Origin of the sequence: Nonomuraea fastidiosa (assembly GCF_042751225.1) — a bacterium.
Classification (GTDB): domain Bacteria; phylum Actinomycetota; class Actinomycetes; order Streptosporangiales; family Streptosporangiaceae; genus Nonomuraea; species Nonomuraea fastidiosa.
Genome location: NZ_CP170570.1, coordinates 6890346 through 6907407, shown reverse-complemented (window position 1 = coordinate 6907407; position 17062 = coordinate 6890346). Strand labels below are relative to the sequence as shown.

The window sequence follows — 17062 nt, the reverse complement described above, 5'->3', positions numbered from 1 at the left end:
GGGCATGAACGGAGAACTGGAGGCGCTCGTCCCGCTGATCCCCCGACATGACGTGAGCGGCTCGAGGCCGATCGACCTCCTCGCGTCCGAGATCCACCTGGGCCGGGACGGCGAGATCCGCGCGGGCAGGAGAGGCGCGGGCGGCGACCGGGACGGCTGGCGGCTGACGGCCTTCCACGCCAAGACCGCCGACGACGTGCACGCCGACCACTGGGAGATGCACCCGGAGGCCGACGAGATCGTCTCCTGCGTGGTCGGCAAGATCCGCCTCTTCCTGCGTCCGGACGGGCGCGGGGAGGAGGTGGTCAGGCTGGGGGCGGGCACCGCCGCCATCGTGCCGCGTGGCCGCTGGCACCGTATCGAGCTGGACATCCCGAGCACGATCCTGGCCGTCACCCTGCCGCACGGCACCCGCCTGGAGCGGCGGACCGGCGCGGAGCGGCCGGACCTGGCGAGGCCGGAGCCGCCCGGCGGGGCGCGTTGCCGCCGCCCGGCATGACCTCCCAGGTAATCGACGGCTTCCGGCCTGAGGTGGAAGCATCGCCGTCATGAGTGAACGCACCCGTGACGTCGTGACCCAGCTGCTGACCAGGATCGCCGAGGGAGACCACGACCGTACGGCGGAACTTTTCGCCGAACCGGTGGACTGGCGGCTCTCCTGGCCTTCCGAGGGGCATCCCGCCGTGCCGTGGATCCGTCCCCGGTCCAGCCGGGCCGAGGTGGCCGAGCATTTCCGGTCGCTGGCCGAGCACCACGTGCCCGAGCTGAACGGCACCTCGATCGAGCGCATCCTGGTGGACGGGCCGCATGCCGTGGTGCTCGGGGTGATCAAGCAGACCGTACGGGGCGGCGGAGTGGCGTACACGTCGCCGTTCGCGCTGCATCTGACGGTCGAGGACGGTCTGATCACCCGCTACCACATCTACGAGGACAGCCTGACCGTCACCCGGGCGCTCACCGCCTCCTGAGCACCGCCGTCATGAGCCGGTGCCTGAGCACCGCCGTCATGAGCCGGCGCCTGAGCACCGCCGTCATGAGCCGACGCGCAACCGCTCCGCCGCCCGCTCGTAGGCGCGCGCGGCCCTGCGGAAGTAGTCGTAGGGCACGTCGAGCTGGTCGTCGGTGCAGCCGGCCAGGATCTCGCCCACCTCGCGCCTGACCGGCGTCATGACCTCGTCGAGCTCGGCGGGCTTGCCGACGGGCTCGACGATGACCTTGCTGCGGTCGTCGGTGGCGGGGCTGCGGCGGACGTATCCGGCCTGCTCCAGCCGGTCGATGAGCCGGGTGGTCGGGCCGGTGGTCAGCCCGGCGCGGGCGCCCGGCTCCCCCGGTCGTTCAGGTTCCAGCCGGCCACCCGGCCCGCCGCCCAGGCGCGGTGAGGCCATCGCGTCCGGTCAGGCCGCCGTCAGGCCGAACGCCTCCACCAGCTCCTCCGTGGTGCGGATGGCGTGGGCGAATGTGGGGCCGTTCAGCTCGTGGGCGGCGTACATCATCTCCGGGCTGAACGCCGCCGTGGCGTCGCGCACCAGCGTGACGTGGTAGCCCAGCTCCATCGCGAACCTGCCGGTCGACTCCAGGCAGGTGTTGGCGAGCACGCCGATCAGCACCACGTGCGTGATGCCGTGCTGCTTGAGCTGGAAGTCCAGGTCGGTGTTGGCGAAGCCGCTCTGCGCCCAGTGCTCGTGGACGACGATGTCGCCGGGCTGCGGCGCGAGGTCAGGGTGGAACTCCCCGCCCCACGTCCCGCGCGCGAACGAGTGCCGCTCCATGATGCCGCGCTGGGTGGGGTTCGGGTGCCGCCAGCTCTCGTAGTCGCCCGGCTCCCAGCGGCGGTGCGGCACGATCAGCAGCCGGGCGCCGATCCCGCGCGCGGCGGCGGTCACCGTACGCAGGTTGTCCACCAGCCCGACCTCGGTGGCGACGGGGGCGAGCCTGGGCCAGAGCTTGCCGCCCTCGGAGATGAAGTCGTTGTACGGGTCGATCAGCAGGACCGCCGTGTGACGGGGATCGTAGAGCCGGGTCACAAGTGTTCCTCCGCCTTCGCGTACAAGGGGGCGGCGCCCGTTCCGCGCCTCCCGTCACGGCTCTACCCCGCAGGCCGGCACGTGCGCGTCCCGCGCGGGTCAGCGCGGCGCCAAACCCCCTTGACCGGAAGCGAAGGCGATCAGCCGAGCAGGATGTTCGTGGACTGCGACGGTACGGCGTCCAGCGCGGCGAGGGTCTCGTCGTCGAACGCGATCTCGCCCGCGGCGACGTTCTCCTCCAGGTGGGCGGCCGACGCGGTGCCGGGGATGAGCAGCACGTTGGGCGCGTGCCGCAGCAGCCAGGCCAGACCGATCTGGGACGGCGTGCGGCCGAGCTTGGCGGCGGCCTCGGTCACCGCCGGCTGCTCCACCACCCTGGGCATGCCGGGGAACGCGCCGCCCAGCGGGAAGTACGGCACCCAGGCGATCCCCTCGGCGGCGCACAGCGCCAGCATCTCCTCGTGGTCGCGCCCGACGAGGCTGTAGGCGTTCTGAACGCAGACGATGCCGGCGGGCAGGGCACGGCGCAGCACGTCGAGCGAGACGGCGCTGAGCCCGATCCCACCGATCTTGCCCTCGTCGCGCAGCGCCGTCATCACCTCGAGCTGGTCGTCCACGTCCACCACCTGGGGGCCGGTGGCGCGGATGCCGGGGCCGACGTCGAGCCTGCGGAGGTTCACGACCGGGATGCGCTCGACGCCGAGGCTCTTGAGGTTGGCCTCGACGCTCGCCCGCAGCTCCCCGGGACGCTGGGCGGGGCGGAGCGGGAACGGGCCGTCCGGGTCGACGACCGCGCCCACCTTGCTGACGACGACCACGCCGTCCTCGGGGCGCAGCGCCTCGCGGATCACGTCGTTGACGAAGCCGTCGCCGTAGAAGTCGGCCGTGTCGACGTGATCGACGCCCAGCTCGACGGCGCGGCGCAGCAGCCGTACGGCGGCGGCGCGGTCGTCGTGCAGCCGCTCGAGCTGCATGGCGCCGTAGCCGACGCGGGAGACGGTAAGGTCGCCGAGCAGGCCGGAGCCGCCGGGACGCGGTGCTCCGGTGGCCGTGACGTCGGAGGAAGAGGTGCCGGAGGACATCAGGAAACACCGTCCTTGAGACAATGACGAGAGAAAGCGGAGGACCCTCCGCCAAGACCGACCCTAGCACTATCGGAGGTGCCTCCGCTTTGGTTGCCCCGGAATCTTCCGAATCTCCGGCCCCCGGGCGGCCCGTTCGCGCGCACGCGCGCCGCAACCGCGAGAACCTGCTCGCCGTCGCCCGCGCGGCCTTCGCCACCGCCGACGGGCCCGTCTCGCTCGAAGGCATCGCCAAGCAGGCCGGCGTCGGCATCGGCACGCTCTACCGCCACTTCCCCACCCGGGAGGCGCTCGTCGAGGCCGTGTACGCCGCCGAGCTCGACGAGGTGACCGGATGCGTACCCGCCCTCCTTGCCGAGCACCCGCCCGAGGTCGCGCTGCGGGCGTGGATGAAGCGTTACGGGGCGTTCGTCTCGACCAAGCGCGCCATGCTCGACACCCTGCGCGCCGGCTGGGCCTCAGGACGGCTCGCCACGCCCACGACCAGGGAACGCATCACCGCCGCCATCGGCACGATCCTGGAGCGCGGTGCCCGCGCGGGCACCCTGCGCGGCGACATCGACCCCGACGACGTCACCGCGATGATCCTGGGCGTCTTCCTGTCCACGGCGGCCGGCGACACCTGGGACCGCATGGACCGCCTCTTCGACCTCCTCATGGACGCCCTCCGGCCCTAGCCGTCCGGGCGGGCATCGCTGCGGGGCGGGGTGGCGGATCGTGCCGCCCAGAGCGAGCGGCGGCCTGGCGCAGGTCGCGCTCCGCGGCGGCGGCCTGGCCGGGCACGCGCATCGCCCAGGCGGCAGGCGCGACGGGGCGGGCGGCCGGGCGGCGGGTCACTCCGTCACGAGGGTGATGCCCTCGGGCAGGCCGGTGACGTGGGCGGTGCCGGACGCGTCCACCGTGACGTCCACCGAGGAGCCCGCCACCCGCAGGCCGCGGACCGACAGGGCACCGAGCGGGGCGGAGGGCAGTGGACGGAGGACCGCCTTGCCTTCCGGGACGTCGGGGTAGAGGCCGGTGGCGGCGTGCAGGATCGCGACGGCGGCCGCGGCCGACCACGCCTGCGGGCGGCAGGCCGCCGGGTACGGCACCGGCCGGCCCAACAGCTCCCGCGAGTCGCCCGCGTGCAGTTCCGGCAGGCGGTAGTCGAACGCCTCGGCGGCGGCGAGCAGCCCCCGGGCGAGGCCGGCGGCCAGATCGGCCGGGCCGGACGGCGCGCCGGCCGCATCCGTCTCGCGGGACGGCGCGCCGGCCACATCAGGCTCGCCGGGCAACGTCCCGACCGCACCAGGCGCGCCGGCCACGTCAGCCCGCCCGGACGGGGCGGCGGTCAGCGCGGTCTCCCTGGACAGGGCGGCGCGGGCGAGGCCGGTGATGACGATCGCCGTGTCGTGGGTCCAGACGGAGCCGCAGTGGTACGACAGCGGGCTGAACCCCGCATCGCCGCTCGACATCGTGCGCAGCCCGAAGCCGCCCGACATGGCCGGGTCGCTCAGCAGGCCGGCGATGCGCAGCTCCTCGTCGGGCGTCAGGATGCCGGTGCCGAGCAGGTGCCCGATGTTGCTGGTGAGCGCGTCGACCGGGCGCTTGTCGCGGTCGAGGGCGAGCGCGGGGCGCCCGCGGTCCGTCCAGAACTTCGCGCGGAACCGTTCGGCCAGCCGGCCAGGCGTAGTCGCGCCACCGCTCGGCGCCGGGCCGGCCGAAGGCGTCGAGCAGCGCCGCCCCGGCGGTGGCCGCCTCGTACGCGTACCCCTGGACCTCGACGAGCGCGATGGGCGGCTCGGCGTGCGAGCCGTCGTGGAAGCGGACGGCGTCGCCCGAGTCCTTCCAGCCCTGGTTGGCCAGGCCGCGCCCGCTGGTGTCGATGTACTCGAGGAAGCCGTCGCCGTCGGCGTCGCCGTGGTCGGCGAGCCAGCCGAGCGCCGCCTCCATGGCGGGCAGCAGCGCGGCGACCTCGGATTCGGGCATGCCCCAGCGCCAGGCGTCGTGCAGCAGCGTGATCCAGAGCGGGGTGGCGTCGATGGTGCCGTAGTAGGCGGCGGGCAGGCGGAGCTGGTTCGCTTCGAGCTTGAACTCGTGGCGGCGCAGCTCGTGCATGATCTTGCCGGGCGCCTCGCCCGAGGTGGGGTCGATCTTCGTGCCCTGGCGCCGGGCCAGGACGCGCAGGGTGCCGGCGGCCAGCTCGGTGCCGAGCGGGAGCAGCATGCGGGCGGCCCAGATGCTGTCGCGGCCGAAGAGGGTCAGAAACCAGGGCACTCCGGCGCCCAGGAACGTGTCATCGGGCGCGCCGGTCTCGGTGAGCCGCAGCGACTCGAGGTCGTCGAGCGACTGGCGGGCCAGGCGTACCAGGCGGGCGTCGTCGGCCTCCACCTGCGGCCTGCTCCATTCGAGCGCCTTGGCAGGCGCGGCGACGACCGCCTCGGGGTCCTGGACGGTCACGCCCCACCGTACGGTCACCCGCTCCCCCGGCGGGACGGTGACACGCCACCGCAGCGTCTGCCCGCTGATCTCGGCGTCGGCCCGCACGCTGACCCGGACGTCACCGGACTCCCAGACCAGCCCGCCGGCATCGGACACGGGGGCGAGAGGCGCCGTGTCCCCGCCGGACTTCACCACTTCGATGGGCGCGAGGTCGCAGCCGAGCTCCACCGTGATGGTGCAGGTGACGGGGGCCGAGGCGGTGGAGGCGAGGGTGATCTCCTCGTCCATGCCGCCGGGCGTGACCCGGCGCAGGCGGTCCACTCTGACGGTCGGGTCTGGGACGGGGTCGCCGAGCCAGCGGGCCAGCGCGACGAAGCGCGAGAGCCCCGGCCCCGGCACAGCGTGCGCGACGGCCTCCGGCTCGCGGCCGTCGATCAGCAGCCCGGCCTGGGAGAGCACCCGTGCGTCGGCGTGGAAGAGCCCCTGCACCCCTGCGGGCCTGATCTGGCCGTCCGCACTGCTGAGCGCGGTCGTCGGCGCCATCACGGTGCTGACGAGATCGTGCAACAGCGGTTGCAGCCGGTGGTCGGTCACGTGAGGCCCCCTTGACACTCCGTTAACTTGAACGATCTAATCCTGGCATACATCATTTTGATCGTTCAAACTCACGGAAAGGCGATATATGGCGGCGAAGGTCACGATCGCCGATGTGGCGCGGCTCGCCGGTGTGTCCCGCCAGACGGTGTCGAACGTCCTGAACTCCCCGGAGGTCGTCAAGGAGGAGACCCGGCAGCGCGTGCTCGCCGCGGTGGAGACCCTCGGCTACCGGGTGAGCGCCGCCGCCAGGCAGATGCGGACCGGCCGGTCGCGGCTCCTTGCCGTGCGGATCGAGACGACCGAGGACGGCATGAACGTCTTCGACCGCTGGCTGCACGGCCTCACCGAAGCGGCGGAGAGGTCCGGCTACCGGGTACTGCTCTACACCGCCACCGACGACGAGAACGAGATCGACACCATCGACCGGCTCCGCGGCGAGTTCGAGCCCGACGGTTACGTGCTGACCAGCACCCACCACGACGACCCGCGCACCGCCTGGCTGGCCGAGCGTGACCTGCCGTTCGTCACCTTCGGCCGGCCGTGGGGCGCCACGGACGTCGGCCACCCTTGGGTGGACGTGGACGGCGCGGCCGGCACCGAGGCCGCCACCCGCCACTTCCTCGCCACCGGGCACCGGCGGATCGGCTTCATCGGCTGGGAACCGGGCTCCGGTGTGGGCGACGACCGCCGCGCCGGCTGGTCGAGGGCGCTGTCGGCCGAAGGGCTCGACACCGACCTCGACCTCGCGACGGACGGCACGCTGACCCAGGGCAGGGCGGCCGCGCTCGAGCTGACCGGGCGCGGGGCCACCGCCCTGGTGTGCGTCAGCGACGCCGTGGCGCTCGGCGCCCTGCAGGTCACGCGCGACGTCGTCGGGTTCGACGACACGCCGGTGGCCGCCGCCGTCGGTCTCAGCAGCCTCGGCCAGCCGCTCGCCGAGGTCGCCGCCCGTTGCGTGGAGATGCTGACCGGCCGCCTGTCGGGCCGGCCGACCGAGTCCCACGCGCTGCTCAGTCCCACCTTGGTCATCCGGAAGGACCCTCGATCATGAAGAGATTCGCGATCCCCGCCGCGGCCGCCGTGCTCCTGACCGCCACCGCCTGCGGCAGCGGCTTCGACGACCGGCAGGCCGCGCCGCAGCAGCAGACCAGCGGCCCGGCGGAGCTACAGGTCCTGATGGCCTCGTCCGGCGACGCCGAGACGAACGCGGTCAAGGAGGCGGCCGACGCGTGGGCCAAGGCCACCGGCAACAAGGCCGTGGTCACCCCGGCCCAGGACATCCACCAGCAGCTCGGCCAGGCGCTGGCGGGCAGCAACCCGCCCGACGTGTTCTACGTGGACGCCTCGCGCTTCGCCGACTACGCGAGCGTCGGCGCGCTGGAGCCGTACGCCGACAAGATCTCCGACGTCCAGGACTTCTATCCGAAGCTGCGCGAGACCTACACCTACGACGGCCGCTTCTACTGCGTGCCGAAGGACTTCTCCACGCTCGCCCTGATCGTCAACGACGACCTGTGGAAGAAGAACGGCCTCACCGAGGACGACATCCCCACCACGTGGGAGGAGCTGACCGCCGTCACCAAGAAGATCAAGGACGTGACGCCGCTGACGTTCAGCGACACGCGCGACCGGGTCGGCGCGTTCATGGTGCAGGCGGGCGGCTGGATCACCAGCGCCGACGGCAAGCAGGCCACCGGTGACAGCCCCGAGAACCTTCAGGCGCTGCAGTACGTCAAGGACCTGCTCACCGGCAAGCAGGCCCAGTACGCCAAGGCGCTCGACGCCGAGTGGGGCGGCGAGGCGTTCGGCAAGGGCAAGGCCGCCATGACGATCGAGGGCAACTGGATCAAGGGCGCGATGAAGGCCGACTATCCGGACGTGAAGTTCTCGGTGCACGAGCTGCCCGCCGGGCCGAAGGGCAAGGGCACGCTGTCGTTCAGCAACTGCTGGGGCATCGCCGCCAAGTCCAAGCAGAAGGCCGCGGCCATCAGCTTCGTCGAGGCGATGACGAAGAAGGAGCAGCAGCTCGCCTTCGCCAGGGCGTTCGGCGTGATGCCGTCCAGGGCCTCGGCCAAGGAGGACTACCTCAAGGAGTTCCCGGGCGACGCCGCCTTCGTGGGCGGCGCCGACTACGCCCAGGGCCCGGTGAACGCCCCGAAGATGGACAGCGTCCTGTCCGACTTCGACGCGGGCCTGCAGCAGCTGGCCTCCAAGGACCCGAAGGAGATCCTGGCCAGGCTGCAGAAGAACACCGAAAGCACGCTGGGCTGACGTGATGCGCAGCCGTACCAGGGAGAACCTCGCGGGGTGGCTCTTCGTCGCGCCGGTCGTGGTGATCCTCGGGCTGTTCCTGCTCCTGCCCATCCTGATGGCGCTCTGGGTGAGCCTCACGGGATGGAACGGGCAGGGCAGCCCGTTCCGGGCCGAGGTGCCGTTCGTCGGCGTCGACAACTACGCCCGGCTGTTCACCGAGGACGGGCTGGCCCGCGAAGACTTCATGACGAGCATCCGCAACAACATCTACTACGTCGCCGCGGTCGTGCCGCTGCAGACGGCGCTCGCGCTCTTCCTCGCACTCGTGGTGAACAAGCGCAAGGGGTTCTTCCGCACCGCCTTCTACTTCCCGTCGGTGACCAGCTCCGTCGCGATCAGCGTGGTGTTCCTGTTCATCTTCAGCAACTCCGGAGCGGTCAACCAGGTGCTCGGCTTCCTCGGCGTGCAGGGGCCGCAGTGGTTCTCCGACCCGCGCGGCGTGATCCAGCTCCTGATCGGCGATCCGCCCGCGGTGCTCACCGAGCACGGCATGCTCGGCCTGAGCTGGTGGGACTGGCTGTCGGGGCCGAGCGTGGCGATGTGCGCGATCATCATGCTGGTGGTGTGGACGACGTCGGGGACGTTCATGCTGATGTTCCTCGCGGCGCTGCAGAACATCCCGAAGACGCTCGACGAGGCCGCCATGATCGATGGCGCCACCCGGTGGCAGCGGTTCTGGCGGGTGACGCTGCCGATGCTCAAGCCGACCATGTTCCTGGTGCTGACGCTGGGGCTGATCGGCACGTGGCAGGTGTTCGACCAGATCTACGTGATGAGCCAGGGCGATCCGGCCAAGACCACGCTGACGCCGGCGTTCCTGTCGTACCGGACGGCCTTCCGTGACTTCGACTACGGCGTGGGCACGGCGATCTCGTTCGTGCTCTTCTCGATCATCGTGCTGCTGACGCTGTTCCAGCGGTGGGTCATGAGGGAGCGCAAGGCATGAGACGCCTCGTCCTGATCGTCTTCTCGGTCGTCTTCATCTACCCGTTCGTCATCCAGATCGCGAACTCCTTCAAGACCGACCCCGACGCCGCCGCCAACCCGCTGTCGCCCATCCCCCACCCGGCCACGCTGGCGGCGTTCGAGCGGGTGTTCGGCGGCACCGACATGCCGATCTGGCTGGGCAACTCGCTGCTGGTGACCATCGTGGTGACGCTGGGGCGGGTGCTGCTGGACTCGATGGCGGGCTACGCGCTGGCCCGGCTGCGCTTCCGCGGCCGGGCGGGGCTGTTCGCGGCGGTGATCGCGGTGATGGCGGTGCCGGGCGTGGTGCTGTTCATCCCGAAGTTCCTGGTGCTGAACCAGCTCGGCATGTACGACTCGTACCTCGCGCTGATCCTGCCCCTCGTGGCGGACGCGACCGGGGTCTTCATCATGAAGCAGTTCTTCGAGTCGGTGCCGCGCGGCGTCGAGGAGGCGGCCAGGATCGACGGGGCGGGCACGTTCCGGGTCTTCTGGTCGGTGGTGCTGCCGATGTCCCGGCCCGCGCTGATCACCTTGACGATCCTGTCGTTCCAGGGTTCGTGGAACGAGTTCCCGCACACGCTGGTGGCGGTGCAGAACCCGGAGCTGTTCACCCTGCCGCGCGGCCTCGCCGAACTGGTCAGCGGCTCGCTCGGCGGCGGCACCCAGTTCCCGCTCAAGCTGGGCGCCGCGCTCCTGGCCACCGTCCCGGTCGCGGTGATCTTCCTCATCTTCCAGCGCTACTTCGTCCGCGACGCCAACGAGGGCGCGGAGAAGGGCTGACGCCGCGTCGGGCTCGGGTCGCGTCCTCGGCTTCGAACGGCTCCGCCGCGGTCGCGGGTCCGGTGATGACCGCCGGTCTTCGCCGGAGCCCGCGGCCGGACGGAGCCGTCCTGTTGGGATGAGTGCCTCTCTTCCGCACCTCAGCGGGTGCGCCACCCATGCTCCCGGTTCCGGCCGCCGCTCCCTAGGGCCGAAAGTCCCTTGATCGCGAGGACCCTTGGCCTCGCTCAGCCGGGCTCGTGCTCGCCCGCCAGCGGCAGCCGCAGCACGAAGCAGGTGCCGCGCGGGGTCTCCTCGATGGCCAGGTTGCCCTGGTGTGCCTGGGCGATGGCGCGGGAGATGGCCAGGCCGAGCCCGCTGCCCCCGGGGTCGCGTTCGCGCCCCGCGGCCAGCCGGATGAAGGGCTGGAAGACCTGCTCGCGCTGGTCGGGCGCGATGCCGTCGCCGTCGTCCCAGACGGTCAGCACGGCCTCGCCGTCGGCGCGCTCGACGCTCACCTCGATCGCGCTTCGGGCGTGCCGCTCGGCGTTGACCAGCAGGTTCGTCAGCACCTCTCCGAGCTGGACGCGGTTGCCCCACACGCGGGGAGCGTCGTCGACGGACACGCGCGGCCGGTAGGCGGGCGACAGGCGCTCGACCTCGTCCCGTACGAGAGCGCCCAGATCGACCCGCTCGGCCTGCTGCGGTGACGACGTGCGCACCCGGGTGAGCAGCAGCATCTCATCGATGATCACCTGGAGACGGTCCACGCTGCCGAGCGCGTCGCTGATCGTCTGGCCTCGGTCCACGCCCGGATAGATCAGCGCCTCCTCCAGCCGGGTACGCAGGCCGGTCAGCGGCGTACGCAGCTCGTGGGAGACCATCGAGGAGTAGTAGCCCTGCTGCCGGACGGCCTCCTCGAGCCTGGCCAGGGTCCGGTTCACGGTACGGGCGAGCGTGGCGATCGCGTCACGGCCGCGTGGCACGGGCACCCGCAGGCCGAGGTCGGTGACGGTGATCTCGGCGATCAGGTCCCGCATCACCTCGACCGGGCGCAGGGTACGGCGGATGAGCAGCGCCGCCAGGCCGGTCACCAGCGCGCTGGCGACCAGGACGGCGCCGGCCAGGCCAAGCTCGAGGTTCCAGCCGGCCAGGACGGGAGGCTCCACGCGGCCGGCGTACACGACGTGGGAGGCGCCGCCCCACAGCCCTTCCTCCTCCTGCGGGGACGGCCGGAAGGCGGTGAACATCACGCATTCGCCGTTCGCGCACTCCCTGCCGTGCTTGATGCGGTCGTCGGAGCCCGGCCACAGCGTGCTGATCGGCGGGCGCCCTGCCGCGTCGCGGCTGGCCGCCACGACGCGGCCGGTGGCGTCCACGAGCTGGAGCAGGTTGACCTCCGCCGTGGTCACGGGCTGCGGGGTCGAGGTGTCCATGGCCGCGATCCAGTCCGAGGCCGCGCGCTGGGTGCTCTGGTAGACCTCGCTCTCGACCTTCTCGCGCACGATCAGGTCCGCGGCGACCGCGACCCCGGTGAGGCTCGCCAGCGACAGCAGCGCGGTCATCAGGATGAGGCGGGCCTGCACGGAGAGGCGGCCGGGACGCAGGGGCATAGGCAACCTCCCCGCTCGCCTCGCTCCTCAGGGCCATGCTTGCAACTGCCGGTTCATGGGGAGCCAATGCCGCCGCAACGTGCGGGTCATAGGTGGAGAAACCGGGTCAACGCCCGTCGTGGACCAGCCGCCCGCCCACGGCGGTGGCGATCACGGTGACGTCCTTGATCGCGGCGGGATCGACGGCGAACAGGTCGTCGGAGAGCACCGCGAAGTCGGCCAGCTTGCCCCGGCTCAGCGTGCCCTTGAGGTGCTCCTCGTGCACCGCGTACGCCGAGCCCTCGGTGTAGGCGCGCAGCGCCTGCTCGACGGTGAGCGCCTCCTGCGGGTTGAACGGCCGCCCGCTCGCCGTGCGCTGGTTGACCAGGTCGTGGATGCCGAGCAGCGGCGCGCCCGCCACCACGGGGCAGTCGGAGCTGCCCGGCAGCACGATGCCGGCCTCAAGGAACGAGCGCTGCCGGTAGCAGCCGCGCGACCGCTCGGGCCCGAGCGCCTCCAGCATGCCGTCGCCGATCTCGGAGATGAACCGGCCCTGCGGCACGGGGATGACGCCCAGCTCGGCGACCCTGGCGACCTGGGCGTCGCTGGTGACCGCGCAGTGCTCGATGCGGTGGCGGGCGTCCGGGCGCGGAGTGCGGGCCTGCGCCTCGGCGTAGGCGTCGAGTACGACGTCCACGGCGGCGTCGCCGATGGCGTGGGTGGCGATCTGCCAGCCGGAGCCGTGGGCGCGCAGGATGAAGCCGCGCAGCGCCTCCGCCTCCTCCTGGAGGAAGCCCCGGTTGCCGGGCTCGCCCGCGTAGTCGCAGCACATGGCGGCGGTGCGGCCGATGAGCGAGCCGTCGGAGAACAGCTTGACCGGCCCGATCCGCAGCCACTCGTCGCCCAGCCCGGAGCGTACGCCGAGGTCGAGCCCGAACTCGGCGTCCACGTCGTGCAAATTGGGCGAGCCCGGCATGAGCGTGGCCCGCTGCGGCAGCAGGCCCCGCCTGATCGCGTCCTGGAAGGCGGCGACGTCCCAGCGGCCGTTGCCGGCCAGGCCGGCGCCGACGCCCGGCTCGGTGAAGCTGGTCAGCCCCTCGGCGGCGGCGGCCCGCCCGGCCAGCGCGATGCCCTCGATGAACTCCTCGTGCGCGAGCGGCCGCAGCACCCGCAGCGCGAGGTCCTGTGCCTGCTCGGCGAGCAGGCCGTCGGGCAGCCCGCGCTCGTCGCGACCGACGGAGCCGCCCGGCACGTCGGGCACGTCCTCAAGCGACGGGAAGCCCATGAGCGCGAACGCCGCCGTGCTGGCCACGCCCATGTGGCCGGAGGTGTGCTGGAGCCAGACCGGGCGGCCGCCGGAGGCCCGGTCGAGGGCCTCGCGGGTGGGGTGGACGCCGCCCAGCTTGTTCTGGTCGTAGCCGCCGCCGCGGATCCAGGCCCCTTCCGGCAGGGTCGCGGCGCGCTCGGCGACCCGCGCGTACAGCTCGTCGAGGCTGCGCACGCGCACGTCCAGCTCGCGCAGCCGCTGGCCGCGCATGCTCAGGTGGTGGTGGGCGTCGTTGAAGCCGGGCACGACGGGCGCACCGCCGAGATCCACGACCGTCTCGGCGCTCACCCCGTCGAGCTCCTCGTCCAGCCCGGCGATCCGGCCGTGCAGCACGCCCAGGCGGGTGGCCTGCGGCCGGTCGCGGTCGAGGGTGGTGAAGCGGCCGTTGACGAACAGCGCGTCGAGACGCATCAGACCTCCAGCGGTTCCCGCGCCGCCACGCTCCTGCGCCGCAGGGCGGCCACGCAGGCCATGGTGAGCAGAATGATGACCAGGTACTGGGCGACGACCGCCCAGATGGTGCCGGTCGAGGTGAGCAGCGCCTGGGCGATCATCGGGGCGGTGCCGCCGATGAGGGCGCCGCAGAGCTGGTACGACAGCGAGATGCCGGTGTAGCGGACCCGGGCGGGGAACGCCTCGGCCAGGAAGCCGGCCAGGGCCGCGTACGACATGCCGCCGAAGACGATGCTGAGCGCCAGCCCCAGCGTGGCCAGGACGGGCGAGCCGGTGCCGACCATGGCGAAGGTGATCGGCGTGCACACGATGAGCGCGGTGAACGCGATCAGCATGAAGCGGGCGGCGCCGTAGCGCTGGCCGAGCACCGCGCCGATCGGCTGGGTGACGAACTGGGTGATGGCCACGATGAGCAGCACGTCGAGCATCGTGCTCCGGCTGATGCCGAGGTCGGTGGTGGCCCACGACAGGATGAAGGTGTTGGTGAAGTACGCCGAGGCGATGCCGACGCCGCTCGCGCCGATGCCCAGCAGCACCAGCGGCCAGGAGCTGCGGAAGACCTCGGCGACGGGCAGCTTGGCCACCTCGCGCCGCTCCTGCATGCGGGTGAACTCCGGCGACTCCTCCACCCGCATCCTGATGACCAGGCCGACCACGAGCAGCACGGCCGAGCACAGGAACGGGATCCGCCAGCCGTAGGACAGGAAGGCGTCCTCGGGGAGCATGCTGACCAGCGCGAACGCGGCGGTGGCGAGGATCGACCCGGCGGGCGAGCCCTGCTGGGCGAAGGCGGCGTAGAAGATGCGCTTGGGGCCCGCGTGCTCGGCGGCGATCAGCACCGCGCCGCCCCACTCGCCGCCGACGGCGATGCCCTGCACCAGCCGCAGCGTGGCGAGCAGCACCGGCGCGAGCACCCCGATCTGCGCGAACGTGGGCAGCACGCCGACGAGCGTGGTGGCCCCGCCCATGAGCAGCAGGGTGACGACGAGCGTGCGCTTGCGGCCGATGCGGTCGCCGAGGTGGCCGAAGACGACGCCGCCGAGCGGCCTGGCCAGGAACCCGACCCAGAAGGTGGCGAAGGAGGCCATCACGCCGGCGGCGGGGCTGACCTCGGGGAAGAACAGCTTGCTGAAGACGAGGGCGGACGCGGTGCCGTAGATGTAGAAGTCGTACCACTCGATGGAGGTGCCGACGAAGGACGCGATGCCCGCGCCGCGGGCGGTGGTGGAGCTCATACGGGGGGATTCCTAGGCGAAGTGGTGGAGTCGAGCCAGCGGCACCTCGGTGGCGGGGGCCATGCTCGCCGCGGCGCCGTCCACGAGGACGGGTCCGGGTTCGCGCGGCACCTCGACGCGAGGAGTCGCCATATTTCGGCACATGTCGGATCGGGTGAGGCCGCGGGAGTGCCGGATCGCCGCGTACCGCAGGCCGCGTGGCAGGGCGTCCCTGCTGTCGGCGGAGTCGAGCGCGTCGTGCGCGACGAAGATCCGCGACAGCCGGGCGGGCGCGTCGCCGAGTCCGCCGAAGTACGGCCGGTAGACGCGCGGCTGGGTGAGCCGGGTGGAGCCGGAGCCGCTGCCGGAGACGCCGTGGGCGACGAAACCGGCTTTGATCACCAGCTCGGGCTTGGTGCCGAACCAGGCCGGCTGCCAGAGCACGATGTCGGCCAGGCGGCCGGGCTGCAGCGTGCCGACCTCGTGGGCCAGGCCGTGCGCGACGGCCGGGTTGACGGTGAGCTTGGCGAGGTAGCGCAGGATGCGCGCGTTATCTCCCGCGGGGTCTCCCGCGCCGGCCGCCAGGGCGTTGAGATGCGCCACCTGCCACGTGCGCCGCACGGTCTCGGCCACCCGGCCCATGCCCATCGAGTCGGAGTTGACGATGCTGATCGCGCCCAGGTCGTGCAGGACGTTCTCGGCCGCGATGCCGTGCTCCCTGACCCGGCTGCGGGTCACCGCCACGTCGCTGTCGATGTGGTGGTTCTGCCGGTGCACGGTCATCGTCATCGGGAACAGCTCGCCGGCGGTGTTCGTGGTGTAGGGCAGCGTGGGGGTGGTGGACGAGGGCAGCACGTGCGGCTCGGAGAGGATCTCCAGCAGGTCGGGATGCCCGCCGCCGCCTTCGACGTGGTAGGCGTGCACGGTGCGCCCGCGCGTCGCGGCGATCGTGTCGGCCAGGTAACCGGACTCGTTCATCGAGTCGGAGTGCAGCGCCACCGGCAGGTCGGCCTGCTCGGCGACGCCGAGGCAGGTGTCGATGACGCGCGGCGTCGCGCCGAAGTCCTCGTGGATCTTGAAGCCGCCCGCGCCCGCCAGCACCGCCTCCTCCAGCAGCCGCTGCGAGCTGGAGGAGCCGCGGGCCAGGAACGCCACGTTCAGCGGGGTGCCGCGCCAGGCGGCCATCAGCGTGTGCAGGTTGTGCGCCGGGTTGACGCCGACGTCCCACACGCCCCCGAGGCCCATGCCGACCACGGTCGTCACGCCGGAGGCCAGCGCGGCGGGCGCGATCTCCGGCGACGACAGGTGCACGTGCGAGTCCACGACGCCGGGCGTGGCGATCAGGCCCTCGCCGGGCACGATCGCCGTGTGCGAGTCGATGATCGCGCCTTCGAACGGGACGATCCTGCCGTCCTTGACGCCGATGTGCGTCTTGCGCACGCCGAGCACCGGGTCCATGAGCACGACCCCGGCCACGACCAGGTCGAGCGCGGACTCCCTGTCGCCGCGCGGGCTGGCCAGCAGCCCGTCGCGCAGCGTCTTGCCGCAGCCGCCGAGCAGTTCGTCGCCGTGCGGCACGTCGTCGGCCTCCACCTCGGCCCACAGGCAGGTGTCGCCGAGCCTGATGAGGTCCCCGGTGGTGGGGCCGTAGATCGCGTTGTACGTCTCGCGTCTCATGACGTGATGACCTCCACCTCGACGGTCTCGCCCGGCGGGAAGGCGGTCGCCGTGCCGGCGGGGATGGCGAGCCTGAGCCCCTCCGGCGACCTGTCGAACGACAGCGCCGCGTTGACCTCTCCCAGCGGGAAGTGCGAGGAGACGTAGACCGTGCGCTCGCCCCGGTTGGTGATGCGCAGGGTGGTGCGCTCGCGGCCGGGGTTCAGCTCGACCTCGCGCGGCAGCGGCCGGACCGCGCCGGGGCCGCCGGGCTCCGGCGGGCCGATGGGGGCGTCCACGGCGACGAGCGCGGTGCCGTTCGGGAACAGCGCCTCGACCTGGACGTGGGGCACGAGCGCGCAGACGCCCTCCATCACGTCGCCGGGGCCGAGCACGGCCTTGGCGCCCTCGATGACCTCGGGCAGCGTGGCGCCGTCCCAGGCGAGTTCGAGGATCTCGTCGCAGATCAGGGCGATGGCCTCGGGGGCGTTCAATCTGCGCCCACGGGCGCGGCGGCGGCGGGCGAGCTCGGCGAGCGTGAAGATGGTGAGCCGCTCCTGCTCGCGAGGTGTCAGATGCAACGTCGAACCTCCCGTTTCGCTCACGGTATGGCGAGGTCAGGGGGCCGACCAACGGTGAGACGGTGCGTAAATGC

The 17062-nt window shown here is 72.2% G+C and carries 17 protein-coding genes; 7 read left to right on the top strand and 10 right to left on the bottom strand.

The window, feature by feature from the left end:
- Positions 1–4: 4 nt before the first annotated feature.
- Positions 5–499 (top strand): cupin, encoded by a 495-nt coding sequence (locus tag ACFMQL_RS31630; protein WP_364052732.1) that lies wholly within the window; start codon positions 5–7, stop codon positions 497–499.
- A 49-nt stretch (positions 500–548) separates the two neighbouring features.
- Entirely contained in the window at positions 549–968 is a 420-nt protein-coding gene (locus ACFMQL_RS31625) for a nuclear transport factor 2 family protein (RefSeq protein ID WP_364052735.1), read from the top strand.
- 63 nt (positions 969–1031) lie between these two features.
- Here the strand turns inward: ACFMQL_RS31625 and ACFMQL_RS31620 are convergent, their stop codons facing one another.
- From ACFMQL_RS31620 to ACFMQL_RS31610, 3 genes are all read right to left on the bottom strand, one after another.
- On the bottom strand, positions 1032–1385 hold the full coding sequence (locus tag ACFMQL_RS31620) for a MarR family transcriptional regulator (protein ID WP_364052738.1): 354 nt from the start codon (positions 1383–1385) through the stop codon (positions 1032–1034).
- Positions 1386–1394: 9 nt separating this feature from the next.
- Positions 1395–2024, bottom strand: a complete 630-nt coding sequence (locus ACFMQL_RS31615; protein ID WP_364052741.1) for an isochorismatase family cysteine hydrolase — start codon at positions 2022–2024, stop codon at positions 1395–1397.
- 140 nt (positions 2025–2164) lie between these two features.
- A complete protein-coding gene (locus tag ACFMQL_RS31610; protein ID WP_364052744.1) occupies positions 2165–3106 on the bottom strand; it encodes an aldo/keto reductase in 942 nt (313 codons plus the stop codon).
- An 89-nt stretch (positions 3107–3195) separates the two neighbouring features.
- Between ACFMQL_RS31610 and ACFMQL_RS31605 the strand changes: the two genes are divergently transcribed.
- On the top strand, positions 3196–3783 hold the full coding sequence (locus ACFMQL_RS31605; protein WP_364052747.1) for a TetR/AcrR family transcriptional regulator: 588 nt from the start codon (positions 3196–3198) through the stop codon (positions 3781–3783).
- Positions 3784–3939: 156 nt separating this feature from the next.
- On the opposite strand, the gene ACFMQL_RS31600 is transcribed toward ACFMQL_RS31605, so the two are convergent.
- Together ACFMQL_RS31600 and ACFMQL_RS31595 are read right to left on the bottom strand one after the other, a co-directional pair.
- Complete coding sequence (locus ACFMQL_RS31600) at positions 3940–4380, bottom strand: hypothetical protein (RefSeq protein WP_378788407.1); 441 nt, start codon at positions 4378–4380, stop codon at positions 3940–3942.
- Positions 4381–4411: 31 nt separating this feature from the next.
- Positions 4412–6121 (bottom strand): glycogen debranching N-terminal domain-containing protein, encoded by a 1710-nt coding sequence (locus tag ACFMQL_RS31595; RefSeq protein ID WP_378788405.1) that lies wholly within the window; start codon positions 6119–6121, stop codon positions 4412–4414.
- Positions 6122–6209: 88 nt separating this feature from the next.
- Here ACFMQL_RS31595 and ACFMQL_RS31590 point away from each other — a divergent pair, with 88 nt between their 5' ends.
- From ACFMQL_RS31590 to ACFMQL_RS31575, 4 genes are read left to right on the top strand one after another with little or no spacing between them, the layout of a single operon-like run.
- Complete coding sequence (locus ACFMQL_RS31590; protein WP_364052753.1) at positions 6210–7175, top strand: LacI family DNA-binding transcriptional regulator; 966 nt, start codon at positions 6210–6212, stop codon at positions 7173–7175.
- Positions 7172–8395, top strand: coding sequence for an extracellular solute-binding protein (locus tag ACFMQL_RS31585; RefSeq protein ID WP_364052756.1), 1224 nt, complete (start codon positions 7172–7174; stop codon positions 8393–8395). Before ACFMQL_RS31590 ends, ACFMQL_RS31585 begins: the two co-directional genes overlap by 4 nt.
- 4 nt (positions 8396–8399) lie before the next feature.
- On the top strand, positions 8400–9383 hold the full coding sequence (locus ACFMQL_RS31580) for a sugar ABC transporter permease (protein WP_364052759.1): 984 nt from the start codon (positions 8400–8402) through the stop codon (positions 9381–9383).
- Positions 9380–10186 (top strand): carbohydrate ABC transporter permease, encoded by an 807-nt coding sequence (locus ACFMQL_RS31575; RefSeq protein WP_364052762.1) that lies wholly within the window; start codon positions 9380–9382, stop codon positions 10184–10186. The genes ACFMQL_RS31580 and ACFMQL_RS31575 overlap by 4 nt, the downstream gene beginning before the upstream one ends.
- 227 nt (positions 10187–10413) lie before the next feature.
- On the opposite strand, the gene ACFMQL_RS31570 is transcribed toward ACFMQL_RS31575, so the two are convergent.
- From ACFMQL_RS31570 to ureA, 5 genes are all read right to left on the bottom strand, one after another.
- The gene (locus tag ACFMQL_RS31570; protein WP_378788402.1) at positions 10414–11778 is read right to left on the bottom strand and encodes a sensor histidine kinase; all 1365 of its coding nucleotides are present in this window, start codon (positions 11776–11778) and stop codon (positions 10414–10416) included.
- A gap of 106 nt (positions 11779–11884) precedes the next feature.
- On the bottom strand, positions 11885–13495 hold the full coding sequence (locus ACFMQL_RS31565; RefSeq protein ID WP_378788400.1) for an amidohydrolase: 1611 nt from the start codon (positions 13493–13495) through the stop codon (positions 11885–11887).
- Complete coding sequence (locus ACFMQL_RS31560) at positions 13495–14772, bottom strand: MFS transporter (protein ID WP_364052771.1); 1278 nt, start codon at positions 14770–14772, stop codon at positions 13495–13497. The genes ACFMQL_RS31565 and ACFMQL_RS31560 overlap by 1 nt, the downstream gene beginning before the upstream one ends.
- Before the next feature lie 12 nt (positions 14773–14784).
- Positions 14785–16428, bottom strand: coding sequence for an urease subunit alpha (locus tag ACFMQL_RS31555; RefSeq protein ID WP_364052774.1), 1644 nt, complete (start codon positions 16426–16428; stop codon positions 14785–14787).
- Complete coding sequence (gene ureA / locus ACFMQL_RS31550) at positions 16425–16988, bottom strand: urease subunit gamma (protein ID WP_364052777.1); 564 nt, start codon at positions 16986–16988, stop codon at positions 16425–16427. The genes ACFMQL_RS31555 and ureA overlap by 4 nt, the downstream gene beginning before the upstream one ends.
- Between the last annotated feature and the right edge of the window lie 74 nt (positions 16989–17062).